23 protein-coding genes and 3 pseudogenes are annotated in these 26292 nt (G+C 37.6%); 22 read left to right on the forward strand and 4 right to left on the reverse strand.

Translation table 11 applies throughout. From position 1 onward, the window contains the following. Positions 1 to 6: 6 nt before the first annotated feature. The gene (locus BZK16_RS07140; protein ID WP_077928216.1) at positions 7 to 1224 is read left to right on the forward strand and encodes an aminotransferase class V-fold PLP-dependent enzyme; all 1218 of its coding nucleotides are present in this window, start codon (positions 7 to 9) and stop codon (positions 1222 to 1224) included. 67 nt (positions 1225 to 1291) lie between these two features. On the opposite strand, the gene BZK16_RS07145 is transcribed toward BZK16_RS07140, so the two are convergent. Next, on the reverse strand, positions 1292 to 2671 hold the full coding sequence (locus BZK16_RS07145) for a toxin-antitoxin system YwqK family antitoxin (RefSeq protein ID WP_077928217.1): 1380 nt from the start codon (positions 2669 to 2671) through the stop codon (positions 1292 to 1294). 211 nt (positions 2672 to 2882) lie between these two features. Between BZK16_RS07145 and BZK16_RS07150 the strand changes: the two genes are divergently transcribed. Continuing rightward, a complete protein-coding gene (locus BZK16_RS07150) occupies positions 2883 to 3833 on the forward strand; it encodes a DMT family transporter (protein WP_077928218.1) in 951 nt (316 codons plus the stop codon). 89 nt (positions 3834 to 3922) lie between these two features. On the opposite strand, the gene BZK16_RS07155 is transcribed toward BZK16_RS07150, so the two are convergent. Together BZK16_RS07155 and BZK16_RS07160 are read right to left on the reverse strand one after the other, a co-directional pair. Further along, positions 3923 to 4666 carry an alpha/beta hydrolase gene (locus BZK16_RS07155; RefSeq protein ID WP_077928219.1) on the reverse strand — a complete coding sequence of 248 codons (744 nt, stop codon included), beginning with the start codon at positions 4664 to 4666 and terminating at the stop codon, positions 3923 to 3925. A gap of 71 nt (positions 4667 to 4737) precedes the next feature. Beyond that, on the reverse strand, positions 4738 to 5217 hold the full coding sequence (locus tag BZK16_RS07160) for a hypothetical protein (protein ID WP_143691152.1): 480 nt from the start codon (positions 5215 to 5217) through the stop codon (positions 4738 to 4740). Between the two features lie 237 nt (positions 5218 to 5454). Between BZK16_RS07160 and BZK16_RS07165 the strand changes: the two genes are divergently transcribed. From BZK16_RS07165 to BZK16_RS07185, 5 genes are all read left to right on the forward strand, one after another. After that, a complete protein-coding gene (locus BZK16_RS07165) occupies positions 5455 to 6078 on the forward strand; it encodes a DMT family transporter (RefSeq protein WP_077928221.1) in 624 nt (207 codons plus the stop codon). A 38-nt stretch (positions 6079 to 6116) separates the two neighbouring features. After that, positions 6117 to 6560, forward strand: a complete 444-nt coding sequence (locus BZK16_RS07170; protein WP_077928222.1) for a DMT family transporter — start codon at positions 6117 to 6119, stop codon at positions 6558 to 6560. A 266-nt stretch (positions 6561 to 6826) separates the two neighbouring features. Then, positions 6827 to 8362 (forward strand): AbgT family transporter, encoded by a 1536-nt coding sequence (locus tag BZK16_RS07175; protein ID WP_077928223.1) that lies wholly within the window; start codon positions 6827 to 6829, stop codon positions 8360 to 8362. Between the two features lie 26 nt (positions 8363 to 8388). Next, positions 8389 to 9576 carry a M20 metallopeptidase family protein gene (locus BZK16_RS07180; RefSeq protein ID WP_077928224.1) on the forward strand — a complete coding sequence of 396 codons (1188 nt, stop codon included), beginning with the start codon at positions 8389 to 8391 and terminating at the stop codon, positions 9574 to 9576. Between the two features lie 257 nt (positions 9577 to 9833). Then, positions 9834 to 11144, forward strand: a complete 1311-nt coding sequence (locus BZK16_RS07185) for an MFS transporter (protein ID WP_077928225.1) — start codon at positions 9834 to 9836, stop codon at positions 11142 to 11144. Positions 11145 to 11223: 79 nt separating this feature from the next. Here the strand turns inward: BZK16_RS07185 and BZK16_RS07190 are convergent, their stop codons facing one another. Then, a complete protein-coding gene (locus tag BZK16_RS07190; protein ID WP_077928226.1) occupies positions 11224 to 15198 on the reverse strand; it encodes an SEL1-like repeat protein in 3975 nt (1324 codons plus the stop codon). Between the two features lie 154 nt (positions 15199 to 15352). On the opposite strand from BZK16_RS07190, the gene BZK16_RS07195 reads away from it, so the two are divergent. From BZK16_RS07195 to BZK16_RS07260, 15 genes and pseudogenes are all read left to right on the forward strand, one after another. After that, positions 15353 to 15775 (forward strand): rhodanese-like domain-containing protein, encoded by a 423-nt coding sequence (locus tag BZK16_RS07195; protein WP_233145222.1) that lies wholly within the window; start codon positions 15353 to 15355, stop codon positions 15773 to 15775. Positions 15776 to 15784: 9 nt separating this feature from the next. Continuing rightward, positions 15785 to 16036, forward strand: coding sequence for a glutaredoxin 3 (grxC, locus tag BZK16_RS07200; protein WP_077928228.1), 252 nt, complete (start codon positions 15785 to 15787; stop codon positions 16034 to 16036). A gap of 40 nt (positions 16037 to 16076) precedes the next feature. Beyond that, complete coding sequence (gene secB / locus BZK16_RS07205) at positions 16077 to 16535, forward strand: protein-export chaperone SecB (protein ID WP_077928229.1); 459 nt, start codon at positions 16077 to 16079, stop codon at positions 16533 to 16535. Positions 16536 to 16600: 65 nt separating this feature from the next. Continuing rightward, positions 16601 to 17632, forward strand: a complete 1032-nt coding sequence (gene holA, locus BZK16_RS07210; RefSeq protein ID WP_077928230.1) for a DNA polymerase III subunit delta — start codon at positions 16601 to 16603, stop codon at positions 17630 to 17632. Continuing rightward, complete coding sequence (gene scpB / locus BZK16_RS07215) at positions 17629 to 18210, forward strand: SMC-Scp complex subunit ScpB (RefSeq protein WP_077928231.1); 582 nt, start codon at positions 17629 to 17631, stop codon at positions 18208 to 18210. The genes holA and scpB overlap by 4 nt, the downstream gene beginning before the upstream one ends. After that, positions 18211 to 19476: a lipoprotein-releasing ABC transporter permease subunit gene (locus BZK16_RS07220; RefSeq protein ID WP_077928232.1), complete on the forward strand. Its 1266-nt coding sequence runs from the start codon at positions 18211 to 18213 to the stop codon at positions 19474 to 19476. Further along, positions 19469 to 20563, forward strand: coding sequence for an ABC transporter permease (locus BZK16_RS07225; protein ID WP_077928233.1), 1095 nt, complete (start codon positions 19469 to 19471; stop codon positions 20561 to 20563). Before BZK16_RS07220 ends, BZK16_RS07225 begins: the two co-directional genes overlap by 8 nt. A gap of 20 nt (positions 20564 to 20583) precedes the next feature. Beyond that, positions 20584 to 20946 (forward strand): FtsX-like permease family protein, encoded by a 363-nt coding sequence (locus BZK16_RS07230; protein WP_233145223.1) that lies wholly within the window; start codon positions 20584 to 20586, stop codon positions 20944 to 20946. Continuing rightward, entirely contained in the window at positions 20939 to 21622 is a 684-nt protein-coding gene (gene lolD, locus BZK16_RS07235; RefSeq protein WP_077928235.1) for a lipoprotein-releasing ABC transporter ATP-binding protein LolD, read from the forward strand. The genes BZK16_RS07230 and lolD overlap by 8 nt, the downstream gene beginning before the upstream one ends. A gap of 2 nt (positions 21623 to 21624) precedes the next feature. Then, the gene (locus tag BZK16_RS07240) at positions 21625 to 22284 is read left to right on the forward strand and encodes a DedA family protein (RefSeq protein WP_077928236.1); all 660 of its coding nucleotides are present in this window, start codon (positions 21625 to 21627) and stop codon (positions 22282 to 22284) included. 159 nt (positions 22285 to 22443) lie between these two features. Next, a complete protein-coding gene (rho, locus tag BZK16_RS07245) occupies positions 22444 to 23703 on the forward strand; it encodes a transcription termination factor Rho (RefSeq protein ID WP_077928237.1) in 1260 nt (419 codons plus the stop codon). A 100-nt stretch (positions 23704 to 23803) separates the two neighbouring features. Next, on the forward strand, positions 23804 to 24046 hold the full coding sequence (locus BZK16_RS07250) for a type B 50S ribosomal protein L31 (protein WP_077928238.1): 243 nt from the start codon (positions 23804 to 23806) through the stop codon (positions 24044 to 24046). Between the two features lie 154 nt (positions 24047 to 24200). Beyond that, positions 24201 to 24506: pseudogene (locus BZK16_RS14970) on the forward strand (citrate/2-methylcitrate synthase); the annotation flags it as partial. A 27-nt stretch (positions 24507 to 24533) separates the two neighbouring features. After that, positions 24534 to 25667 (forward strand): annotated as a pseudogene (locus BZK16_RS07255) (citrate synthase); the annotation flags it as partial. Between the two features lie 5 nt (positions 25668 to 25672). After that, positions 25673 to 26245: pseudogene (locus BZK16_RS07260) on the forward strand (citrate/2-methylcitrate synthase); the annotation flags it as partial. Positions 26246 to 26292 lie beyond the last annotated feature (47 nt).

The raw sequence follows: 26292 nt of genomic DNA on the forward strand, positions 1-26292 counted from the left end.
TTTCTCATGTCAAAGATCGACACAATTCGCCAAGCCTTCCCTATTTTAAATGAAACTGTTCATGGTAAACCATTAGCGTTTTTAGATACGGGTGCCTCGGCACAAAAGCCGTTGTGTGTGATCAATGCAGAGAAAGAAGTGTATGAAAAGTACTACGCCAACATTCATCGTGGCGTGTACTTTTTCAGCCAAGAATCCACAGAGCGTTATGAGAATGTTCGTAAAGTTGTGTGCGAGTTAATTGGCAGTCATGACCCGCGTGAAATTATTTTCACAAAAGGCACAACAGAAAGCATTAACCTCGTTGCTCACAGCTTGGGCAACTTGTTATTGGATCGAGGTGATCGTGTGATGATCACAGAAATGGAACATCACGCGAACATCGTACCTTGGCAGATGATTTGCCAAGCAAAAGGCTCACAACTCATTGTTGTACCAGTATTGGATGATGGTAGCTTGGATATGGATTTCCTCCATGCTAACTTGGATTCCACAGTTAAAATCGTAGCAGTAACACAAATTTCTAATGCACTTGGCACAATCAATGACATTGCAGCAATCACTAAAAAAGCTCACGAAGTGGGTGCAAAAATTTTAGTGGATGGCGCGCAAGGTGTTGTTCATGAGCCATTGAATGTTAAAGAATTGGATCTCGATTTTTACGTTTTCTCAGCACATAAATTATATGGCCCAACTGGCGTTGGCGTGTTATATGGCAAAAAAGAGTTATTAAATGCTATGCCACCTTACCAAACTGGTGGCGATATGATTGATGAAGTAACATTTGAGAAAACAACATTCGCACCATTACCGAATAAATTTGAAGCAGGCACACCCAATATTGCTGGCGTGATTGCTTTTGAAACAGCCATTCGCTTTGTACAAGAAGTTGGCTTTGATTATATCGTTGAACACGAAAAAGAATTATTGGATTACGCAACTGCTGAATTATCAAAATTGCCTGAAGTGCGTTTGATTGGTACAGCTAAAAATAAAGTTGGCGTGATTTCGTTTGTGGTTAAAGGCGTTCATCCACATGATATCGGCACGATGCTCGATCATTTCGGCGTTGCGATTCGTGTTGGGCATCACTGCGCACAGCCAATCATGAAACGCTTCGGCGTTCCTGCAACTGCGCGCGTTTCATTTGGCATGTACAACACTAAAGCCGAAGTTGATCAATTGATCGATGGCTTAAAGAAAATCATTGAGATGTTTAGTTAATAAACATCTTCAACAATTCCAAATATTAAAAACTCCAATTTGAGCAATCAAATTGGAGTTTTTAGTGTTAATCATTAATATTAGAAACATGTGTGTATGGAATAAATTTACCAAATTTTGCACCAAAAATTTGTTTCAACTCTTCATCCGATAACTGACAATTTGTACCACCTCTAATGACTTTATAATCATAGCGCCAACCTTTCATTCCTGTATCATCATATTCAATAATATCTGAAGGATAAGTACTATTTCCTGCAATCCATTTAGTACATTTTCCTGATTTCTCACCCTGACCATTATAAAAAGCTTCTAATAATAACTGCCCATTTTGTGCATAAAACCTCACGAAATCTACAAATACAAAAGCTGGTGCATCACCATATTTATTTTCAACTTGACGCTTATAAGCCTCCATACTAACAGCCCCGTCTTTGTACCACTGAGTTACTTTAATACGATCTTCTTCAGGGATATATTCTTCTAAAGAACGCGGCTCTCCCGTCGAATAAGTGCTACTAACTTTAATCAAACGATTCATATCATATATTTCATGATAGTTTGATCGATTTGCAGCACTATTGCCAACAAGATTCCTCTCTTCACCATCCCAAGAATAATTATCACCATCCAAAAGCCCATCTACATAATAGTATTCTTCTTTTGGGTCATTATTAAGATACCTAGTCTTATAAATACCATGCCGTTTACCTAATTTATAAAAAGAATCTTCTACTTTATTTTTGTTATATAACTCAAGATAAGCACCTTCTCGCAAACCATTCTGATAAAAAGCATCTACAGTTTTACTATACTTATTATAAATGCGATGAATACCATGAAGCTTTCCCTCCACATAATATTTTTCTTCGACTAGTACACCTTTGTCATAATCTAAATCTTTTCCATGATTTTTATTATCTTTATATTCTGTTTCAGATGACTTATCCCCATTCTCATCCCAATAAGTACTCAATCCATCTTTTAAATCATCTTTATATGAAATTTCTGACTTTTTTTGCCCATTTTCAAGCCATTTTGTCTCTACGCCATTTTTCAAACCATTCTTATAATTAGTTTCTATTTCTTTATTACCATTGAAATACCACATCGTTTTTATTCCCTCAACTTTACCTTCTAATAAAGTAAATTGAGCTTTCTTTTTTTGTGAGCCTGGATAATAAGTAGTTTTTTCTTCAATAATGGGATTACCATTAGCAATGCGTAATTGTCTAGCAACCTCTTCTTCCTCTTCTCTAATTTTATCTTGCTCTTGTTTAATAAGATTTTCTCTCTGTTCTATAATCATACGAGCAATGCTTTCATCTCTCTCTTTCAATAAACGAATATATTCTTGCTTTTGATAATCTCTATAACTTACATACCCCCAATATCCACTTCCCGTAATACCAACTAGTCCAAGGGCAATAAGAGCTTTCTTTAACATTTTCTTCCTCATCAATAATCTATTATTGTTTAATATTTTTTTGTAATTATAGCGATAATGTTTAAATTATGTTTACTCTTTAGTAAGTCACCCGAGACTAACAACTAACGCAATGAACATTTCTACTCAGCTCAGTAGAAATTTTATTACTGACCGCTCAGGCATTCACTCGTATAATGAATTTATTCAATCTATTCGTTGAGCGCTCGCTATGACAACCCCACTCAAAAATGCCAAACTTGGCTTTATTCTGTCCGTTTTTACCGCATTTATCTGGGGAAATGTGCCAATCGCCCTCAAAGAAATGATGCAAGTGCTCGATGCACCAACATTAGTTTGGTATCGTTTTTTGATTGCATTTTTAATTCTATTACCAATTTTAGCAGTCAAAAAAGATCTACCCTTTCGTAAAATTCAGAAGAACCCCAAATTTCTAATTTTATTATCCATATTAACGCTAGGCATCATTGGTAACTTTATATTACTAAGCAAATCCCTCGTTTATACAACGCCAACAGTTGTACAGATCGTGATTCAGCTCTCCAGCGTTGGCTTATTATTTGCAGGCGTGATTGTATTTAAAGAGCGATTATCTCGCACGCAATTATTAGGCGTAATCATCTTAGTAATTGGATTATTGCTGTTCTTCAATACAAACTTGATCGAAATGATTTCATCATTCAATGATTATTCTCTTGGTGTGGTTTTAGCATTATTGGGTGCATTATCTTGGGTATTTTTTGCTTTGGCACAAAAAGTTGCTTTGCGTGATTTTAGCTCGCTACAAATTCTATTAATCCTCAACGGCATTGGCATGATCTTTTTATTGCCATTTGTGAATTTCTCAGCAGTATTAACCTTATCCACAACGAAGTTAATGATCCTTGCTTATTGTGGCTTAAATACAGTATTAGGTTATGGCGCTTTGGCTGAAGCAATGCGCCTTTGGGAAGTTTCTAAAGTGAGCGCAATGATCACATTTACACCATTATTCACACTAGGCTTTTCATTGGCATTTGCTGCAATGTGGCCAACGGTATTCGAGCACCCAAGCTTAAATTTCTTAGGTTATATCGGTGTATTCACAGTAGTATTTGGTGCAATGTTTATGGTGATCGGTGAAACATTGATCCGATCACTCACACAAAAACGCGCAAAATAATTATCATTAAGCTCATTCAAAAACGCGCTATACAGCATAATTCCCGTAAGGGAATTATGCTGAGAAGTTATTATTTTAGAGCAGTTTGGCTATGGTTTATTCGCTTCAATGAATGCAATGGCTTCTTCCACAATTAATGGCAAATCATTATCCAATGTTGCCACATGATAACTTTCAGGTAATGACACAAGTTTCTTATTTGCACTACTGATGCGATCTAGAATTTCTTGTGAATTGCTTGGTGGCACAACGTGATCAATGTTCGATGAGAATATCAACGTTGGCACAGTAATCTTCGGTAAATCCACACGAACCATCGCCATTAAAGCAACAATATCGCCCATCGATTTAATCGGTGTTCTTTCATAAGCCAATTCGATCACATTGGGCTTTTTAATATCTGAACCAATCCCCGCTATGAATTCTTCTTTACCATATTGTGCATCATAAATCTCTTTCAAAGCTGGCATATCAATCGCCGCATTGATCGGCATAATACCCAATAACTCAGGGTGAGTTTCACCCAAATAGCATGTCAAAGCGCCGCCCATGGATAAACCCAAAACGAAGATTTTTTTGGCACGCTTTTTCAATTCAACCAAAGCAGATTCCACATCATTGATCCAATCTTTATAACTTGCTTTTGCCATATCTTCTGGTGTTGTGCCATGCCCAGTTAAGCGTGGTGCAAGAACTGTATAGCCTGCTTTTGCTAATGCCTCACCCACTAAAGACATACTTTGCGTTGTGCCTGTGAAACCATGAATCACTAAAACTCCAATATCATTCCCTTGATAAAAGAATGGTTCTGCATTTTTTAAGATATTTGTCATGATTTGCTCCTAGATCAGATTCGTAGAATCCTTTCATATTACACATAGAAAGCAAAAATATTAAAATTTAATCACTGCGCTGCTAGATTGCTCTTTTCCAATCGTGCCATAAATACCTTAGATAAATATAAGAGTGATGCTTTACCATTATTAGTCGATGCATCAGGTAAAAAATTGATCATCGCTAACATGCCATCATCCATACTAATAGAATAAGCACCAAAGCCATCATCCTGAGTTTCACCATATTGTGCATGCACTTGCTGAAGAATATTCGCTTTCTCTTCATCTGTCATAGAGCGTTCAGTTGTGAAATCAATGCCCTCAATACTGCCATCGATAATATAAACCTCGACTGTATCAAACACACCATCATCTAGCTGTTTCTCATATCGAGCTAAATCATTTTTCTGATACGTTTGCTGAAAGCTTTCATCTGCAAATGGACAACCCATTTTATAACCATTCACTTCACTATATGCCGTACAATCTGCCATTGCCATGCCACTTAAAAGAAAAAGCAACATACTCATTTTTATTAGTATTTTCATAATGTGCCCTTTATAATTTTCTAATGACTTTTTATTTTTGTTGTTGAGCTATATCGTTCAAGCAGTATCGCATCTGCACATATTTTTTGCTCATAAAAAAACATAATGATGTGCTAAAACTATTTGTTTAAACATATTATTAACATACCAATAACGTAGACATTAAATATCGCAATCCTCCAAGAAATCGCTATACTTAATCATCAACCCTCTCGTTACATCTAATTAGGATATTTCATGGCTCCAACTGCACTGCTTGGTATTTTTTTCGTTGTCTTATCTCAAATGGCTTTTGCAGGCATGGATAGTGTGATTAAGTGGTTGAGCACAGATTTATCCACAGCAACTATTATCTTCTTCCGCAATCTCATCACATTGATTTGGGTTGCACCGCTGTTTTTCAGCTCTGGTGAATTTAAAAATTCATTGAAGCGATTGCCACTGCATGCGATTCGCTCATTATCAGGGCAAATCGGGATGATATTCATCTTCCTATCATTGGCATTGTTACCTTTATCCGATGCTTCTGTCCTTCGATCATTGACACCATTATTTGTGCCGATTTTGGCTGCAATTTGGCTCAAAGAAAAACTCTCTTGGCTATTAATTCCAAGTTTTATTCTTGCCATCATTGGTTCTTGGATATTGGCAGGCGTTGATAAACCTCAATTCTCTATGTATTCATTCTTGCCAATCATTGCAGGTATTTTCGTTGCAATGGCGATGGTTGCCATTAAACGCATTAGTAGCGTTGCGAGTGGCTCAGAAATTGTTTTCTACTTCTCATTAACAGGCGTTGTATTTGCGATCGGCATGGCACTATTTACAGAGTTCACAATGCCAACGNCTCTTGGCTATTAATTCCAAGTTTTATTCTTGCCATCATTGGTTCTTGGATATTGGCAGGCGTTGATAAACCTCAATTCTCTATGTATTCATTCTTGCCAATCATTGCAGGTATTTTCGTTGCAATGGCGATGGTTGCCATTAAACGCATTAGTAGCGTTGCGAGTGGCTCAGAAATTGTTTTCTACTTCTCATTAACAGGCGTTGTATTTGCGATCGGCATGGCACTATTTACAGAGTTCACAATGCCAACGGATTACCGTATTTGGTTAATGGTTTTATTAATGGGGATATTTGGTTCAGTTGGGCAAATATGGATCACTAAAGCCAATCAACTCACAGATGCCTCCTTACTCGCACCTTTCTATTATTTGAATGCAGTATTTGGCGCAATCCTTTCTCATTTCTTTTGGAATGAAAAGTTGGGTGTTTGGGGTTGGCTGGGCGCTGCTATCATCATTGCAGCGGGGTTGTTGGTTGTACTTAAAAAGAAGTAGATAAAACTTCTAAAAGCTCCACATAAAAATAAGGTAAAACTAAGCGCATAAAAACCAATAGGTTAATTGATTCATTCAAATGCCATCTACAATTTAATTATTTATATTTTTATTATAAAAGAGCATTATTATATTAAAATATAGATAAATACTAGATTTGTGTAGCCATAATGATTTACCTCATTCCCTTTTTCTGTTAATAATCTTTAAATGCCCGCTCTGCGGGTTAATAAATATTTTAAATATGAGTAAGGTGGATATGTATTATGGCAACAACGGCAAAACCTAGCCTATTTACGAGATTCTTAGATAGAATCGAGTATTGGGGCAACAAACTTCCCGACCCTGTGATGATCTTCATAGGATTATGTATCTTAATCGTTGTGTGTTCTGGGATTTTCAGTGCAATGGGCGTATCTGCCTATAACCCTGTCACCAAAGAAACCATTCAAGTTGTGAATCTTCTAACTTTGGATGGCTTAACCCAAATCATCACAAAAGCCACAACAAACTTTACAGGCTTCCCTGCATTGGGCGTTGTATTAGTTGTAATGTTTGGTATTGGCGTTGCTGAGCACAGTGGTTACTTCAAATCCTTGATGATTGCAGCAGTTGAAAAAGCCCCATTTAAAATCATTGTGCCCATTCTGATTCTTGTTGCGATGCTTGGAACAGTTGCAGGCGATGCGTCACAAATCGTTGTACCACCAATTGCCGCGATGATTTTTTTACGTTTAGGTTATCACCCAATTGCAGGTTTAGTGATGGCTTATGCTGCGGCATTGGGTGCATTTGCAGCGAATGCAATTATCGGAATGGCAGATGCATTAGCGTTATCATTCACTGAAGCGGGCTTGAAAGCGATTGGCGCGAATGTACCTGTGAATATTGCGATGAACTGGTACTTCATGACTGTATCCATGTTCTTACTCTTATTTGTGATCCTATTTGTGACTTATAAAGTCATCATTCCAAGATTAGGCACTTATGATGCAGGTGATTTACACCAAGAATCTATGACAGAGCTCACAGATATTGAAAAACGCGGTTTACGATATGCGAACTACAGCATTGTGATTACATTGGCTTTGATTGCAGTTGCAGCCATTCCTGAAACAAGTTTCTTACGTAACCCAAATACAGGTAGCATCATTGATGGGCCATTAGTACAAGGCGTTGCCATTACTATGGCAGTGATCTTCTTTATCCCAGGTTTAGTTTATGCAGTTGTAACGAAAACGGCAAAATCCTCTAAAGATATCGTCCACATGATGAATCAATCCATGGCAGGCATGAGCGGATTCATCGTGATCGTGTTTTTCGCAGCGCAAATGATTGCACTTTTTGCATGGAGTAATTTAGGTTTGATCATCGCAATCAAAGGCGCAAATCTATTGGAAGGTCAAAATGGCGTAACATTAATTGTGGGCTTCATTTTCTTAACTGCTATTTTGAACTTATTCATTGGTAGTGCTTCTGCAAAATGGGCATTATTAGCACCAATCTTTGTACCAATGTTCTTATTCTTAGGTTATCACCCAGCATTTGCACAAGCGATTTATCGTGTCGGTGATTCCATTACAAACCCAATTACGCCAATGTTCCCATATTTACCATTACTTTTATCCTATGCGAAAAAATATGATAAAGATGTTGGCTTGGGTACATTGATTGCCAACCTATTCCCTTACACTCTAGCGCTTGGTATTGTATGGACAATCTTCGTTTTGATTTGGTACTGGTTAGGTATTCCTGTTGGACCTGGCGGACCAATTCATATCGATCCAAGTGCGTTTAACTAAATTTTACCTTTGCTTAGGAAGAAATTATGAACATTATTCATCAAGATGCACTCGCTGCATATCAAACAAAACTTTTGGAATACCGACGTTACTTGCATGCGCATCCAGAACTGTCATTCCAAGAAGTAGAAACACAAAAGTACATCATTGAACACATGAGCAAATTGAAACACGCTGAAATCATTAAGCCTGTTGGCACAAGTGTTTTAGTAAAATTTGTAACTGGCAAAGCTGGTCCAAAAATTGGTTTAAGAGCAGATATTGATGCTTTGCCTATTTTAGAAGAGCGCCATGAATTAGAGTTTAAATCTAAACGCGATGGTGTAATGCATGCTTGTGGTCATGACATTCATACCAGTATGTTAATGACAGCTTGCCATTACTTTGATGAGCACTTTGACAATTTAACAGGCGAAGTTTGGGCGATCTTCCAACATGCAGAAGAGTTATTGCCAGGTGGCGCACAGGAAATGGTTGCAACTGGATTATTCAATGAGCTAGATTTCATTTATGGTCAGCACATTTGGTCAAACTTGCCAATCGGCACAATTGATGTAAAAGATGGTCCAGCAAGTTCTAATACAGATGCATACATCATTAAGATTCAAGGTAAAGGTGGACATGCTTCACAGCCTGAGAATTCTATTGATCCTGTGATCATCGGTGCCATGATTGTACAAAAGCTCCAGACTATTGTTTCTCGCATGATCTCGCCACAAGAAGCTGGCGTGATTAGTAATACTTACTTTAACTCTGGTCGCAAAGAAGCTATCAATGTCATTCCTGATGTTTGCTATTTAGGTGGCAGTGTTCGTTCATCCAGTGAAGCTATGCGTCATTTATTCAAAGATACCATCACTAAAATGGTCAATTCCACTTGTGCTGAATATGGTGCAACGTGTGAGATCGATTACACATTGGGTTATGGCGTAACTTACAACAATCCTGAAAAAACAGCATTTGTGCGTGCAATTGCAAATGGAGTGGAAGGTGCAACGGTAATTGCTGATAAATGTATGTTAGGTGGTGAAGATTTCAGTGCATTTTCTTCAATCGTACCTTCAACATTCGTTTTTGTGGGCGGTGGCAATCCTAAATTAGATTTTGATTATCCACATCATCATCCTAAGTTTGGTATCGATGAAGACGGTATGATGCACGGTTTACAGCTATTAATTAATGTTGTTGAACAATATCCTGCTTATTTCAAATAAATTCATATAAAAATTTACGCCGCTTATTTGTAAAAAATAGCGGTGTTTTTTTATTACAAAAAAAATTCAAAATCAACAAGATAATCATAGTTTGTAGCCTGATAAGTATTCTCATCCACAAGAAAAAACTTCATAACATTAAGATTTTTATGATTGCGTAATATTAAAGCTATCTGCTATCTTGCCACGTCGCAAAAGCAATCTGTTGCTCTTCTGTAGGCAAGCAGAGCACTGAAATATTAATCAAAGGAGTTTTTATGGGTTCGCAACATAATGACCATTTAAAAGCAGCGGTCATTAGAAAAGCATTCATTAAGTTGATGCCAATTCTATTGTTTTCATATGTTTTATCTTATCTCGATCGCGTTAATATCAGCTTTGCTGCATTAACAATGATGGAAGACTTAGCACTCTCAGCTAAATTATTCGGTTATGGTACAGGTATTTTCTTCATCGGCTACTTTCTATTCGAAGTACCAAGCAACTTATTATTAACAAAATTCGGTGCTCGCAAATGGATTTCTCGCATCATGATCACATGGGGCATGGTTTCTGTTGGTATGGCATTCGTACAAGGTGAAATGAGTTTCTTGGTGATGCGATTTTTATTGGGCGCTGCTGAAGCTGGTTTCTTCCCTGGTGTTATTTTGTATTTAACATTCTGGTTCCCACAAGAGTTTCGCGCACGAATCATCTCTGTATTCATGCTTTCAATCCCATTATCATTAGCAATTGGTGCACCTTTATCAACTGCATTATTAGGCTTAAATGGTATCGGTGGCTTACATGGTTGGCAGTGGTTATTCATCATCGAAGGCTTGCCAACAATCATTGTGGGCTTAATTTTCTTATTTGTTATGCCTGATCGTCCAAAAGATGCAAAATGGTTAAACTCTGAAGAAAAAACATATCTTCAAGGCATTTTAGATGCAGAAAGCTTAAAAGTTGCCAAAAAAGCAGGCACAAATGTATCGATGGCATTCAAACATCCAATCGTATGGATTTTAGCAATCATCTATATTTCTAACGTAACTGCTAACATTGGTTTATCAAGCTTCTTACCAAGAATCATCAAAGAGCAAGGTACATTCACGAATATGCAAATTGGTTGGATCACATCCATTCCTTATTTCGTAGGTGTATTAGGTAGCTTGGCGTTTGGCTTCTTAACTGATAAATACAAAAAACCATTCATTTTCTTGTTGGTTGCAATTCTATTGACAGGCTTTGGTTTGATTTTTGCAGGCTACTTATATGCACAAACAGTTATTGCTATGGCGATTATTTCTGTCTCTGTTGCAGGGATCGGTATTTACGGCTTTAAAGCGCCGTTCTGGTCATTACCTTCAATGTTCTTAACAGGTGCTGCTGCTGCAACTGGTATCGCAATGATCAACTCAATCGGTAACTTAGGTGGTTTCATTGGTCCATCAGTAATCGGTTATGTAAGAGATGCGACAGGAAGCTATGCTTCAGGTTTATATTTCTTAGGTGGTTTAAGTATTTTTGCATCATTGTTATCGATGTTCCTAATGGCAAAATACTCTAAAATTGCACAAGAAGATTAATATTCAGCTCTACTGAAATTAATTAGCACATGAAAAAGCAGAGCCGAAGCTCTGCTTTTTTTACATCTATATCAATCCATTAATACGGCCAGCTCACTTGCTGTTTATAAGCTTCCACTGCTTTATTCTGTGCTTCAATCTCTTCAGCACCCAGTTGTTCAATCAACTCATCGAGCGCCCAGCTCTCAATTAATTTCAAATAGAAATACTCTTTTGCAGTATCACCTTTCTCTTTGTAATAATCTGATAAAGTGGCACCCGCATAAACATTACCTTCTGATAATATTTTCTCTGCCCACTCTAGGCCAAATTGTTCCATTTCTAGCGTTTTATCAAAGCCATCGATACCTTTGATTGCACTATTCACTATCGCAATTACTTCATCTAATGCATAAGGGCTTTCAGATTCCATTGCTTGATTCAATACTTCAGTGAAAAGCGCCATACCTTCTGCTTTTTTCGGTGCAATCGGATCATTTAAATATAATGAAACCATATTAACGCCTGATTTTATATCCCCTTTATCATAGGCCTTTTGATAAAACTCTAATGCCTTTTGATTGCTTCTTGGCAATGCACCATTGCTATATTCATACCAGCGAGCAATATTTGTATATTGGTATGTTCTCTCTTCTTCAGACAAAGTTGGTAATATTTTGTCTGCTTCAGCCACCATATTTTGACTGTAATAAAAACGCAATAAACCCAACTTCGCTTCTGGCAATGTTTTGGCTGCCGCAGAATACAATCGGATCACTTCTTTGACTTGTACTTCTGATAATGGCGTTTCAATTTCTAAATGTTGCGCTAACATTTGTTGCGCTTCAGCGTGACCATTATCCGCAGCTTTCTGTAACCATTCATTGCGTTGATAATTCGTTAAACCTACATAGTTATAAGATAAACTTAGGAAGTATTGTGCATCCACAACACCTTTCTCAGCTGCTTTCAATACTAACTGATAACCTTCAGCACGGGCTTTAGGTTGATCGGAATAAGCATAATCTTCTAAGTAATATTTACCCAATTTGAATGTCGCATTCATATCACCTTTTTGTGCAGGTGCAACAACATCTTTGTAGAAATCTATATTTTCCAATGCATAAGCGTAGCCTTCATCTGGCAACAACTTGTAGTAATGCACAGCTTTATCCCAATTGAGTGGAACATCTTTACCTGTACGATATGCTTCAGCCATTTGATATGCAGCACTTTCATCTTTCAATTCTACCAACTGCTCTAAGATTTTAAAATGCTTCGCGGAATCTCGTTGTGTACCAATGCCCATTTGATAAGCATAATCCAATTCACTGAGTGCATCTCTTTTGACTCGTTTTTGTGAGCTATGGCTCTTCTGTAAAATATCATCAAAGCCATTCATGCTATTTAAATAAACTTTAGCATCTTCTGCATTGATCACTGCATATTGTGCAATCCAATCCAACATCTGTTGGCGCGTAATATTACGATCTCTTGCTTCTGCATAACGCTGATACAATATTGCAAAATCAGTGGTTTGATTGATCAATACATTCTTAGCCAATTGCTTTGTGGCTTTGCTGATATGTTCAGGGTCAGCTGATTGATCCAACAAATAGATCCACTCATTCAATGTTTCTTCATTATTCAAATCGCCCCATTTTTCTATTGCTTCAATGGCAAGATCAGGTCGTTTATTATTTTGATACATATAGAACAGTGTTCTCACTGCTTCATCGTCTTTTTGTTCTGCTCGTGTTAATAAGCCTTCTAAATATTCACGCTCAGTAGGAATGCGTTCTTGATCGTATTCTGCACGTTCAGAAGGATTCTCTATTTTTTGATAAGTTTGATCTGCTAAATCATAGTCTAATTGGAAGAAATAGAACTCTGCTAACTGTTGATAGTTATCATCATTGGGTTCTAAGGCAACTAGCTTTTCTGTCAAAATTCTTTGTGCTGGGTAATTGTATTTCTCTTTTGCATGATCCAATAACGCACGCACAGCATTCACATTTCCTTTATCCGCTGAAGCATTCAGCAGTTGATAAGCTTCATCTGTATTGATCTGCTTGCCTAGCATCCAACGAGCATAATTCACGCAAGCCAATGTATTACCTGCATCACAGCTTTTTTTAATTTCTGCTAATGCATCAAAATTCGCACGATAAGGTTCAACAGTCACAAGTTTGTATAACCATTCCTGAACAATTGGCGATTTATCCTTGAAAGATAACAATAATGCTAATGTTTCGGCATCAACTTTTTGTGATTCAGCAACGCTGATGATCAAATCCAAACCTTCAGCTTGCAATACTGCATCGTCACTTTGTACTAATAACATGCCCAATGGCACATGCGCATTCATATTGGTTGTTAAGCGATATAACTCGATTGCTTTATTGAGATCTTTTTCTACGCCTTTACCATGATGATAGCTATCTGCTAATTCATACAATGCTTGGTAATCTTCAGGGTATTTTTCGATGATTTCAGAGAATAAGACATTGGCTGTTTTCTCATCCTTAGCAACATTGCCTTCACCATATTTGAGCATCATGGCTTGGAATAAACGTGCTTGATCTGCTTCAAGATCATCATTATTCAAGCTGATGATTTGCTGATATAGCACTAATGCTGTAGCAGCATCACCATACTGAGCATCAATTTGATAAATCTGTGCTAAATGCATCAACGCCTTAGAATCTTGAGGATTCAATTCGATCGCGTGATTCAAATCTGCAAAGATTGCTGGCATCACTTCGCTACGAATACCTAAATCATTGTAAAGTAACCACGCTTTTTCACGATATGCTGTCGCATCGTTGGGGAATTGCTCAATCAATTTGTTGTACCAATCTAGAGCTTCCTTTAATGATGTTTTGCTATATAAAGCATTATCACCATGATATCGAGCTAAATTCACCATTGAAACAAAATCACCAGATTCTGCTGCCTTCGTTAAATATGGGATTGCATCACTACCTGTTAAGTTTTGGCTCAAAAATAGATTTGCTTGCATATCACCAGATTTCGCCAGTTGAGCGATCTGTTCAATCACTTCAGTTTTGTCTGCATACCAACCTTCGTCTAAATAATACATAGCGATCGCAGCGCTTTTATCGCCTAAATCCACAGCCTTTTGGAAATATTCCTTGGCAACTTTTGGATCTTGGCTCAATGCACCCATCATTCTTGCTGCATTGGCATTGGTTTCGGATGCTTTTTTAAACTTTGCCACAACATCATCTGCCACTTTTTGTGTGCGCGTATTTAATGGCGAAATATCTCTAACATGAAAATAAACAGGATCATTAATCTCTGAAAAATTTTCATAATAGATTTTGGCATATTCATTGTATTTGGCTTTATCCGCAGGAAAACCTTCATAATCGCCACTGTATAAAGCTTTCAAAAGATGAACACTGCTTTTTGCACCCGACTGATAAGCAGCTTCCAAATATTGTGCTGCCTTTTGTGGTTCATACGGAATATCATCAAACATTGTATGACCTTGTAAAGCCATCACACCCACATAATAATTGGTCATAGCTGTTGGTTGAATCTCATGCACCTTGGTAATTAAGGCAACTAACTCTTTAGGATCTTCTATGCCAAAAAGCTCTTGGCTACTCATACCATTATTAATGGTGAACTCATAAGCTTCAGGCAAATTTGCATCCAATGCCATTTGCACATATTTTTGAAATTCCTCAACTGTTGCAGGACTTTTAACAATATCGCTGTCCCAACTACTATTACTCAATGATTTAAAAAGACTATATGCTAAATTATAAGCAGCTTTTGCATCACCAGCATCCGCAGCTTTTTTTAACCATTCTCTTCCCTCAGTTTGATCATACTCAGGAAATGATGGATTCAATAACAGTGAACCATAAATAAAAGCAGCATCTTTTTCGTTATTTTCTGCAGATATTTTAAACTCCGCAAAGCTTGTGACTAAGTCAGCGCTATCAAAAGCATCCCAAGCTTTATCCACATCTGCCCATGAGATCGCGGATAAACATAATAAGGAAACTGCTAATGCACTGCGTTTATAAGTGGGAAACTTCATAAAAAACCTTTGAGCAAAGTGGAGTCATTCTATCTGTGAATAAATAGCATAATCGTTGTAAAATATGAATAACAATTATTCTGTGTTTACTGATAGAATAGCGGTTTTACGATTTTTGTATGATCTCAAGGGATATATCATCACTATGACTTTTATGGAATTTTTTCGCGCTGAATGGATGTGGTTTGCAGGTTTAGCTGTTGTATTCATTTTGATCATTATGAATGAAATTAAATCTGTTAGACAAAAGGCTTTCGTAATTTCAGCGGCTAAAGCATTACAATTATCTAACAATGATGAAGCGGTTTTTGTCGACATGCGTGATGCAGATACTTTTAAAAGATCTCACATCCCAAGCGCAGTTCATGTTTCATCAGACCAACTTGCAACCAAATTAGTGGATGGCACGCGCTTTAAAGACAAAGTGATTGTGCTTTACTGTGATTCAGGCGCAACTTCAACAGAGAAAGTTGAAAAATTACGCAAAGAACACGCAAATTTAAGCCTTTTCTCACTTCAAGGTGGCTTAAATGGTTGGTTACAAACAAATTTACCAGTTGAATCATCGAAGAAATAGGAGTTCACTATGTCAGTTGAAATGTATTATTTACCTTCTTGTCCATACTGCAAACGCGCATTAGATCTTTTGAAAAAGAAAGGTGCAGAAGTAAAAATTTATGACGTTAACCAAGATGCTAAATATTGGGAAGAGAGCAAAAAGCGCACAGGTCGCGATACTGTTCCTCAAATTTTCATTGATGGTCAGCACATTGGTGGCTGTGATGACCTTCACGCATTAGATGCAAAAGGTGGATTAGATCCATTATTAAATAAATAATTGATTCACTTTTATTCATTTCATTAATTAAGGAAACATTATGTCTGAAAATGCAGCAAACGAAACTGGTCCAGTTTTTAACATTCACAAACTATACAGCAAGAACATTTCTGTAGAAGTTCCAAACGCACCAGCATGCTTCAAAAATGAAACTGCACCAGAAATTTCTGTGCAATTAGCAAACATCGCTGCACAAGTTGAAGAAAATGTAACAGAAGTTGCATTACGTTTAACTGTAACGGCTAAAGTTGGCGAAGAAATCTTGTATTTGGTAGAAATCGAACAAGCAGGTGTTTTCACAATTGAAGGCTTCAATGAAGAGCAACGCGGACACATGGAAGGTGCATTCTGCCCTAACATCTTGTTCCCATATGCACGTGAAACATTAGATGCAATGATTTTGAAAGCAGGTTTCCCACCATTAACATTGGCACCTGTTAACTTCGATTTGCTCTACGCACAGCGTTTAGAACAAATGCAAACTGAAGGCAATGCATAATATAATATGCATTCCGTAAAAACCCTCTTTCGGAGGGTTTTTCTTTATAACGAGAATGGAAAACTATGCGGATTGCTCAAGACTTTGTCACAAAAGAATTACCCAAAATTATCAAACTTCCTTATTGCGTCATTGCGGGCGATGAACCTGCGCTAATGCTCAATACTGAGCAAAAGATTAAAGATGCAATCATGAATTCAGGCGAATATGAGCGTGAAGTTTTTGATGTGGATAATAAATTTGATTGGTCAGATATTATTAATACAAGCCAAAGCCTTTCATTATTTTCAACGCAAAAGCTCATTCAGCTCAGATTTACCAATAAACCCGATGCCAAAACATTCAAAATATTGCATGAATGTTTGGATAAAACGAACCCCGATCTTTTTTATCTCATCACAACGCCAAAGCTTGATAGCAATACTTTAAAGAATAAAACACTATCAATGGTTGAGAGAAATGGCTGTTTAATTACAATCTATCCGCCAGATCACACAAAACTCCCGAGCTGGATTCAAAATAGAGCGAATGAATTGCGTGTGAATTTATCACAAGAATCGGTATCCTTCATCGCAGCTCATAATGAAGGTAATTTCTTGGCGATTGAACAACTTTTAAATCAATTATCATTTTTATATGAGCATCAACAGATTTCCAATGAAATGATCGCTGAACTCAGCTCAGAAAACTCTAACTTTGTGGCATTTGATTTAAGCTCTGCTTTGTTAACAGGCGATATTTCCCGTATTTATCGTATTATTCAGGGGTTGCGCTCAGAAGGCGATGTACCAACTTTAGTGAACTGGGTTTTACAAAAAGAGATCGCAACATTACAAAAGATGTATGCCAAAATGGATGCTGGTGCCACAATCGAAATGGCATTGAATGATGTTTGGCAAAATCAAAAACCATTATATCGCTCTGCTTTGAATCGTATGAATGCTAATCGTTTACGTAATTTAAGCAGCATGGTGGTACAAATCGACTTGTCTATCAAAGGCCAAATGAACGAAAATCCTTGGAATGCTATTATGCGTACAGCCTTTGCCTTCGCAGGTAAAAGACTTCTTCCATTAAGCGCAGAGATTAAACTATGAATGCTTTACCGCCTTTAAATATTTTATTAGAAGCTATTTTAAGTGCCGCACAAACGCCGCTTAAAATCAGTGATATTCAAACATTGTTTGATGTTCACGAACAACCCACAACAGAAGATATCAAAGAAGCCTTACAAGTTTTGAAATACAAATTGGATGGTCGCGGTGTTGAATTAGTGGAAGTCGCTTCAGGTTATCGCATTCAAGTGCCACAACAATATTCACAATGGGTTTCACGTTTATATGATGAAAAACCACAACGCTACAGCCGTGCTTTGTTGGAAACATTAGCATTGATTGCTTATCGCCAACCCATTAGCCGTGGTGATATTGAAGAGATTCGTGGCGTTTCTGTCAGCAGTAACATCATGAAAACATTGCAAGAGCGCGAATGGATTAAAGTACTTGGTCAACGTGAAGTTCCTGGGCGCCCTAATTTATATGGCACAACCAAGCAATTTTTAGATGATTTCAATCTTAAGCAATTAAGCGAGCTCCCGCCATTAATCGAATTGGAAAAGCTCGATAAAACGGTCGAACAGATGGGATTATCCTTCAACGCAACTGAGGAAGCTTAAATGTTTCGCCCATTAACGTTATTCATTGGATTGCGTTATACGCGCGCCAAGCGAAAAAAGAACTTTATCTCCTTCATCTCTTTCATTTCCATTGGTGGAATTGCTCTCGGGATGATGACGATGATTGTTGTGTTATCTGTGATGAATGGCTTTCAAAATGAAGTTCGCCAACGCAATCTTGCCATGGCTTATGATCTATCCATTCGCAATAGTAATCCACAGGGCTTTGTGGAAAACTGGCAGGAATCATATTCAGAGATTAAAGATAATCCCAATATCATAGCAGCTGCACCTTTCAATAATGGTGAAGGATTAATGGCAGCCAATGGGCAATTCTTCCCTGTGAAAATTCAGGGTGTTGATCCTGATTATGAATCAGCTGTTTCTAGTATCAGCGATTCTATGACAACTGATTTTATTTCAGGCGCTGATTTCACTATTCTGGAAGAAGGTGAGTTTGGCACAGTTTTAGGTTCTGATCTCGCACTGAATTTAGGCTTAAATGTTGGTGATTATGTCACATTGATCACACCCAAAATTCAGATCACAGCAGCTGGTGCCATTCCTCGTATGAAGCGCCTAAAAGTTGTGGGCGTTTTTCGCTTAGGTGCTTATGAATATGATTCTGTGATGGCTTTAATGAACTATAAAGACAGTGGCAGAATCTATCAAATCCCTAAAAATAGCGTTTCGGGCTTTCGTTTGAAATTGAATGATCCTATGGTTGCTCGTGAAACTGCAGAACAAGCGCAAGCTAAACTTGGCGATGAATACAGTACAATGACATGGATTGAAGAGTTCAAAACCCTTTTCAAAATGATCGAAATTGAAAAACTCACGATGTTCACGATTATGAGTTTGATCGTTGCTGTTGCTGTATTTAACGTTGTATCCACATTAGTGATGGTTGTGACAGAAAAGCGCCCTGAAATTGCGATCTTACGCACGTTGGGCATGTCGCCTGCGCAAATCATGATGATATTCATGGTGCAAGGCGTATTCATTGGTTTCTTTGGCGCAATTATCGGTATTCTTTTGGGATTATTAATTGCCTTTAATGTGAATTCCATCATTACATTCATCGAAGGTATTTTTGGTGGCAATGTGGGCAATGCATTCTATGTAATGGAAATTCCATCCATCGTTGTGTGGAGTGATATTTATGTGGTTGCCTTAATCACATTTGGCTTAGCAAGTGTTGCAACGCTCTACCCTGCTTGGAAAGCTTCTAGAACTCAACCTGCAGAGGCGCTCCGTTATGATTAAATTATTTAAGCCATTAAGTTTATCCATTGGGCTTCGCTATACCGCAGCACAACGTAAGAATAACTTTATTTCTTTCATTTCTTTCATTTCCATTGGTGGAATTGCACTCGGATTAACAGCGATTATCGTTGTATTATCTGTGATGAATGGCTTCCAACAAGGCATTACAGAAGTAAGCCAATCGGTTGCTTATGATCTCAAAATCACAAAGCGCCCCAATAGTGGTTATTTTAATGATTGGCAAATGATGTACAACAGAGCAGCGAACCATGAAAATGTTATCGCAGGCGCACCTTTCACCAATGGTGAAGGATTAATGAGCGCCAATGGCTTAATGCGCCCTGTTCGCATTGAAGGCGTTGATCCTCGTTATCAATCCAATGTCTCACACATCATGCCAAGCTTCGATGCCCTCAATCAAACTGAAGCAGGTATTATTCTCGGTAAAGACTTAGCACAATTATTGGATGCTAACGTTGGTGATTACATTACATTAGTCACACCAGAAGTTGCTGAACATTCTGAAGCTGTGATTCCTCGCGTGAAAGGCTTCACTGTTGTGGATATCTTCAGCGTTGGTATGTATGAATACGATGCCAATACAGCAATCATTCATATTAATGAAGCCAATCAAGTGTTCAAAGTCCCTGAAAATGAGGCTCAAGGCATTCGTTTAAAATTGCATGATATTAACGTTGCAAGAGCAACCGCAATGGATATTGTGGATAACCTTGAGGATAACTCTGTGATGATTTATAGCTGGGTGGATCAATTTGCCACTTTAGCCAATATGATTGAAACAGAAAAGCGCACAATTTTTGTCATCATGAGCTTAATTGTCGCTGTCGCCGTTTTCAACGTAGTTTCTACTTTAGTAATGGTGGTGAATGATAAACGCTCTGAAATTGCGATTCTCAGAACTTTAGGCTTAGCACCAAAATCCATCATGGCAATCTTTATGGTGCAAGGCATTGTGATTGGTTTCTGGGGCGTTTTAATTGGCACAGGTTTAGGGTTATTGATCAGCATGAATGTGAATAATCTTATTCATTGGATCGAATCACTTTTGGNGCCGTTTTCAACGTAGTTTCTACTTTAGTAATGGTGGTGAATGATAAACGCTCTGAAATTGCGATTCTCAGAACTTTAGGCTTAGCACCAAAATCCATCATGGCAATCTTTATGGTGCAAGGCATTGTGATTGGTTTCTGGGGCGTTTTAATTGGCACAGGTTTAGGGTTATTGATCAGCATGAATGTGAATAATCTTATTCATTGGATCGAATCACTTTTGGGCTACACCGTATTTGAGCCAAGTGTTTATCCTTTATCTCATATTCCTACCATTATTCGTTGGGGCGATATTTGTATGATCTCCTTAATGGCATTTTTATTGGCAAGCTTAGCAACGCTTTACCCTGCATGGAAAGCTGCTAAAACTCAACCAGCTGAGGCTTTACGTTATGAGTAATCCTGTTTTAGTTGCAACAAATTTAGCAAAATCCTATTTTGACCATAAAAATGAAGTCAAAGTTTTTGAGAATCTTAACTTTACAATTAACCCTAAAGATCGTGTTGCAATTATTGGTGCATCAGGCTCTGGTAAAAGTACGTTATTACATATATTATCAGGTTTGGATCAGCCAACTTCTGGTGAAGTATTATTGAATGGTAAAGCATTTAGCAAAGGCTCTGAAAAAGAGCGTGGCATATGGCGCAATCAATATTTAGGCTTCATTTATCAATTTCACCATTTATTACCAGAATTCACAGCATTGGATAATGTTGCGATTCCTTGTGTGATTGGTGGTATGGCTGTGAAAGAAGCTCAAGAACGCGCAAAAGAGATGTTGGTGCGCGTGGGATTATCTCACCGCATTGATCATAAACCTTCGGCATTATCAGGTGGTGAACGCCAGCGTGTTGCCATTGCTCGTGCTTTAGTGACAAAACCATTAGCAGTGTTAGCAGATGAGCCAACGGGCAATCTAGATGCTGAAAATGCTCGAGCTATTTTTGATTTAATGTGTGAAATCAATGAAGAAATTGGCACTGCGCTCGTGGTTGTCACGCATGATTTAGAATTGGCTCACAAAATGGATCACCGTTTTCGTTTAGATAATCACCAACTCATTCAGGAACAATAATCATGACTGAAATTTTTATGCAATTTATAGATCTATTTCTACATTTAGATAAATACTTAGAAATGGCTGTACAGCAATACGGTGTTTGGATCTATATCATATTGATTGCAATTATTTTCTGCGAAACAGGCTTGGTTGTGACACCGATTCTACCTGGTGATTCTCTGTTATTTGCAGCAGGTGCTTTGGCTGCCATGGGATTATTGGATATTTATATTCTATTTTTCACATTATTAATTGCCGCGATTTTGGGCGATGCACTCAATTATCAGATTGGGCATTATGTGGGATTAAAAGTATTTAAAAAAGACGCCAAAATATTTAAATTAAAATATTTAGAAAAAACCCATAATTTCTATGAAAAATATGGCAGTAAGACTATTGTGATTGCTCGTTTTGTACCAATTGTTCGCACATTTGCACCTTTTGTGGCGGGTGCTAGTAAAATGACTTATAAAACATTTGCAACTTACAATATTTTTGGTGCATTTTTGTGGATGTTTTTAATGTTGGGTGCAGGTTATCTATTTGGCACAATTCCTTGGATTAAAAATAACTTCTCCATCATCGTGCTAGGTATTATCTTTATTTCCATCCTACCAATGGTTTATGAAATCGGAAAAGCTCTCTTAGAAAATCGTAAAAAAAATATGGAAAATTGATCAGATTATTTGCAAAATGTCCGTAAAGCTTATAGAATTTGCGGACAAACAAATAATGGTCAATCTTTCCGACTAAATCAATTCCCTAATTTATTTTGCTTGGCTAAATCGGTAGCCGACAATATTAATTTATCCTTTATTTAAATCTAGAATTAATCTATGAACTTAACTGAATTAAAACAAATGCCAGCTGCTGAGCTAATTCGTATTGCTCAAGAAATGCAGTTAGAAGGCATCGCCCGTGCTAAAAAACACGATTTGATTTTCTCTATTTTAAAAGCACATGCTAAAAATGGCGAAGAAATTTCTGGCGATGGCGTTCTAGAAATTTTGAACGATGGCTATGGCTTCCTTCGTGGCGTAGACAGCTCTTATATGGCTGGCCCTGATGATGTTTACATCAGCCCATCACAAATTCGTAAGTTTAACTTAAGAACAGGTGATACTGTTTCAGGTAAAATTCGTCCACCTAAGGATAATGAAAAATACTTTTCACTCTCAAAAGTTGACACAATTAACTATGAGCCTGTGGAAAACTCTGTGCGCAAAGTAGCATTTGAAAACTTAACGCCAATCCACCCAAATCAATTATTAAAAATGGAACGTGGTAATGGTTCAAGTGAAGACATTACAGCACGTTTGATTGATATGGTTTCCCCAATTGGTAAAGGCCAACGTAGCTTAATCGTTGCACCGCCAAAAACGGGTAAAACAGTAATGCTGCAGAACATTGCACAATCTATCGAAACTAACTTCCCAGAGTGTTATCTCATCGTATTATTGATCGATGAACGCCCGGAAGAAGTGACAGAAATGAAGCGTCTATTGAGAAATGGTGATGTGATCGCATCAACATTCGATGAACCAGCTGTTCGTCACGTTCAAGTGGCTGAAATGGTGATCGAGAAAGCTCGCCGTTTAGTAGAACATGGTCGCGATGTTGTGATCTTATTAGACTCAATTACACGTTTAGCACGTGCATATAACGCGGTTGTACCTTCATCAGGTAAAGTGTTATCAGGTGGTGTGGATGCCAATGCATTGCATCGTCCTAAGCGCTTCTTTGGTGCAGCACGTAACATCGAAAATGGTGGTAGCTTAACCATTATTGCAACAGCATTAGTAGATACTGGCTCAAAAATGGATGAAGTTATTTATGAAGAATTTAAAGGTACAGGTAACTCTGAACTTCATTTAGATCGCTCAGTAGCTGAAAAACGAATTTTCCCTGCAATTGACATTAATCGTTCCGGTACGCGTAAAGAAGAACTCTTAACAGATCCTGACGATTTGGCGAAAATGTGGATTCTCCGTAAGATTTTATATCCTATGGATGAGATCCAATCAATGGAGTTTGTTCTAGAACGACTCAAAGAAACGAAAACAAATCAAGCATTTTTTGACGCAATGAAACGCTAAGTATTGCGCAAAAAATATCTTTTTGTTAGAATATCGTGCTATTTTAAACTAAGTAGGCTTTTTATTAGCCGTTGTTTTTTACTTATTACTGGATTTTATTATGAAAGCAGAAGGTCATCCTAACTATCGCCCAGTTGTTTTCCAAGACAGCTCAAGCGATTTCGCGGTTTTAACGCGTTCAACAATTTCAACGAAAGACACTATCGTTTGGACAGATGGTAAAGAATACCCTCTTTACAAAATCGAAGTTTCTTCACAATCACACCCTTTCTTCACTGGTAAACAAAATATCGTGGATACAGAAGGTCGTGTTGATCGCTTCCGTAAAAAATACGGTCGCTAATCGATTCAAATTAAAAAGCATCTATTGTAGATGCTTTTTTTTTGAACATTTGAATTTTGCTAAGTTGCTCAAGCTCGTTTATATTAGTCCCATGTGTTATTAGCCATAACATATTTATTGGAAGATCTTATAAAGATCACTATGGAGGATAAAAATGACAACTACCAATAGAAATAGCGTTACCTATATTGATAACCGCACACAAAAACAAGGTGAATTCCCAATTTTGGAATCGGTATATGGTGATGATGTTGTAGATATCGCAACAATGAATCGTACTTTGAACTTATTCAGTTACGATCCTGGTTTCGTTTCAACAGCAAGCTGTGAAAGTGCTATCACTTATTTGGATGGAGATAAAGGTGAACTACTTTACCGTGGTTACCCTATTGAGCAATTAGCAGAAAGATCAAGCTATCTTGATGTTTGTTATTTGATTTTTAACGGCGAATTACCGACGTTAACNAGATCACTATGGAGGATAAAAATGACAACTACCAATAGAAATAGCGTTACCTATATTGATAACCGCACACAAAAACAAGGTGAATTCCCAATTTTGGAATCGGTATATGGTGATGATGTTGTAGATATCGCAACAATGAATCGTACTTTGAACTTATTCAGTTACGATCCTGGTTTCGTTTCAACAGCAAGCTGTGAAAGTGCTATCACTTATTTGGATGGAGATAAAGGTGAACTACTTTACCGTGGTTACCCTATTGAGCAATTAGCAGAAAGATCAAGCTATCTTGATGTTTGTTATTTGATTTTTAACGGCGAATTACCGACGTTAACAGAATCAAAAGAATTTGAAAACATCATCATGACGCACAGCTTAATGCATGAAAACCTAAAAGTATTCCTGCAAGGCTTTAGATATGACTCTCACCCAATGGCAATTCTTGCGGGTACTGTTGCATCGATGGCAGGCTTCTATCATGATAAGTTAGACATTCACAACCCAGAACACCGTATGATCACAGCACATCGCTTGATCTCAAAAATGCCAACATTAGTTGCGGCTGCGTATAAACATTCAATCGGTATGCCATTGGTTTATCCAACGAACTCTTTATCATACGCTGGCAACTTCATGAACATGATGTTCAGTTCACCATGTGCACCTTATGAAATTGATCCAATTGCTGAGAAAGCGATGGATGTATTGTTCATTTTACATGCTGACCATGAGCAAAATGCTTCAACGTCTACAGTACGTATGGCTGGTTCTTCTGGTGCAAACCCTTATGCTGCAATCTCTGCTGGTATCTCATCTTTATGGGGTGCATCGCATGGTGGTGCAAACGAAGCTGTATTAACAATGTTAGCTGAAATCGGTTCAGTTGATAATGTTGCTAAATTCGTTGCAAAAGCAAAAGATAAAGAAGATCCATTCCGTTTGATGGGCTTTGGACACCGTGTTTATAAAAACTTCGATCCACGTGCTAAATTAATTAAAGGCATTGCAGATGAAGTATTGGCAAAATATGGTAATGATCCATTGATGGAAGTTGCAAAACGTTTAGAAGAAGTTGCATTGAAAGATGAATACTTCATCGAACGTAAATTGTATCCTAACGTAGACTTCTACTCAGGCATCATCTACAAAGCATTGGGCTTCCNCAAAATGCTTCAACGTCTACAGTACGTATGGCTGGTTCTTCTGGTGCAAACCCTTATGCTGCAATCTCTGCTGGTATCTCATCTTTATGGGGTGCATCGCATGGTGGTGCAAACGAAGCTGTATTAACAATGTTAGCTGAAATCGGTTCAGTTGATAATGTTGCTAAATTCGTTGCAAAAGCAAAAGATAAAGAAGATCCATTCCGTTTGATGGGCTTTGGACACCGTGTTTATAAAAACTTCGATCCACGTGCTAAATTAATTAAAGGCATTGCAGATGAAGTATTGGCAAAATATGGTAATGATCCATTGATGGAAGTTGCAAAACGTTTAGAAGAAGTTGCATTGAAAGATGAATACTTCATCGAACGTAAATTGTATCCTAACGTAGACTTCTACTCAGGCATCATCTACAAAGCATTGGGCTTCCCAACACAAATGTTCACACCATTGTTCGCATTAGCACGTACAGTTGGTTGGATTACACACTGGAATGAGATGATCGCAGATCCTAAAATGAAGATCTCTCGCCCAAGACAACGTTACATCGGACACACTCTCCGAAATATGTAATTTATTTAATTTTAAAACCGCCAGATATGGCGGTTTTTTTTGGAAAC

Origin of the sequence: Wohlfahrtiimonas populi (genome assembly GCF_002006795.1) — a bacterium.
Taxonomy (GTDB): Bacteria; Pseudomonadota; Gammaproteobacteria; order Cardiobacteriales; family Wohlfahrtiimonadaceae; genus Wohlfahrtiimonas; species Wohlfahrtiimonas populi.

Coding starts and splice junctions, on each gene's coding strand:
- BZK16_RS07140 (WP_077928216.1), top strand. CDS start 7: ATGTCAAAGATCGACACAATTCGCCAAGCCTTCCCTATTTTAAATGAA.
- BZK16_RS07145 (WP_077928217.1), bottom strand. CDS start 2,671: ATGTTAAAGAAAGCTCTTATTGCCCTTGGACTAGTTGGTATTACGGGA.
- BZK16_RS07150 (WP_077928218.1), top strand. CDS start 2,883: ATGACAACCCCACTCAAAAATGCCAAACTTGGCTTTATTCTGTCCGTT.
- BZK16_RS07155 (WP_077928219.1), bottom strand. CDS start 4,666: ATGACAAATATCTTAAAAAATGCAGAACCATTCTTTTATCAAGGGAAT.
- BZK16_RS07160 (WP_143691152.1), bottom strand. CDS start 5,217: ATGAAAATACTAATAAAAATGAGTATGTTGCTTTTTCTTTTAAGTGGC.
- BZK16_RS07175 (WP_077928223.1), top strand. CDS start 6,827: ATGGCAACAACGGCAAAACCTAGCCTATTTACGAGATTCTTAGATAGA.
- BZK16_RS07180 (WP_077928224.1), top strand. CDS start 8,389: ATGAACATTATTCATCAAGATGCACTCGCTGCATATCAAACAAAACTT.
- BZK16_RS07185 (WP_077928225.1), top strand. CDS start 9,834: ATGGGTTCGCAACATAATGACCATTTAAAAGCAGCGGTCATTAGAAAA.
- BZK16_RS07190 (WP_077928226.1), bottom strand. CDS start 15,198: ATGAAGTTTCCCACTTATAAACGCAGTGCATTAGCAGTTTCCTTATTA.
- BZK16_RS07195 (WP_233145222.1), top strand. CDS start 15,353: ATGGAATTTTTTCGCGCTGAATGGATGTGGTTTGCAGGTTTAGCTGTT.
- grxC (WP_077928228.1), top strand. CDS start 15,785: ATGTCAGTTGAAATGTATTATTTACCTTCTTGTCCATACTGCAAACGC.
- secB (WP_077928229.1), top strand. CDS start 16,077: ATGTCTGAAAATGCAGCAAACGAAACTGGTCCAGTTTTTAACATTCAC.
- holA (WP_077928230.1), top strand. CDS start 16,601: ATGCGGATTGCTCAAGACTTTGTCACAAAAGAATTACCCAAAATTATC.
- scpB (WP_077928231.1), top strand. CDS start 17,629: ATGAATGCTTTACCGCCTTTAAATATTTTATTAGAAGCTATTTTAAGT.
- BZK16_RS07220 (WP_077928232.1), top strand. CDS start 18,211: ATGTTTCGCCCATTAACGTTATTCATTGGATTGCGTTATACGCGCGCC.
- lolD (WP_077928235.1), top strand. CDS start 20,939: ATGAGTAATCCTGTTTTAGTTGCAACAAATTTAGCAAAATCCTATTTT.
- BZK16_RS07240 (WP_077928236.1), top strand. CDS start 21,625: ATGACTGAAATTTTTATGCAATTTATAGATCTATTTCTACATTTAGAT.
- rho (WP_077928237.1), top strand. CDS start 22,444: ATGAACTTAACTGAATTAAAACAAATGCCAGCTGCTGAGCTAATTCGT.
- BZK16_RS07250 (WP_077928238.1), top strand. CDS start 23,804: ATGAAAGCAGAAGGTCATCCTAACTATCGCCCAGTTGTTTTCCAAGAC.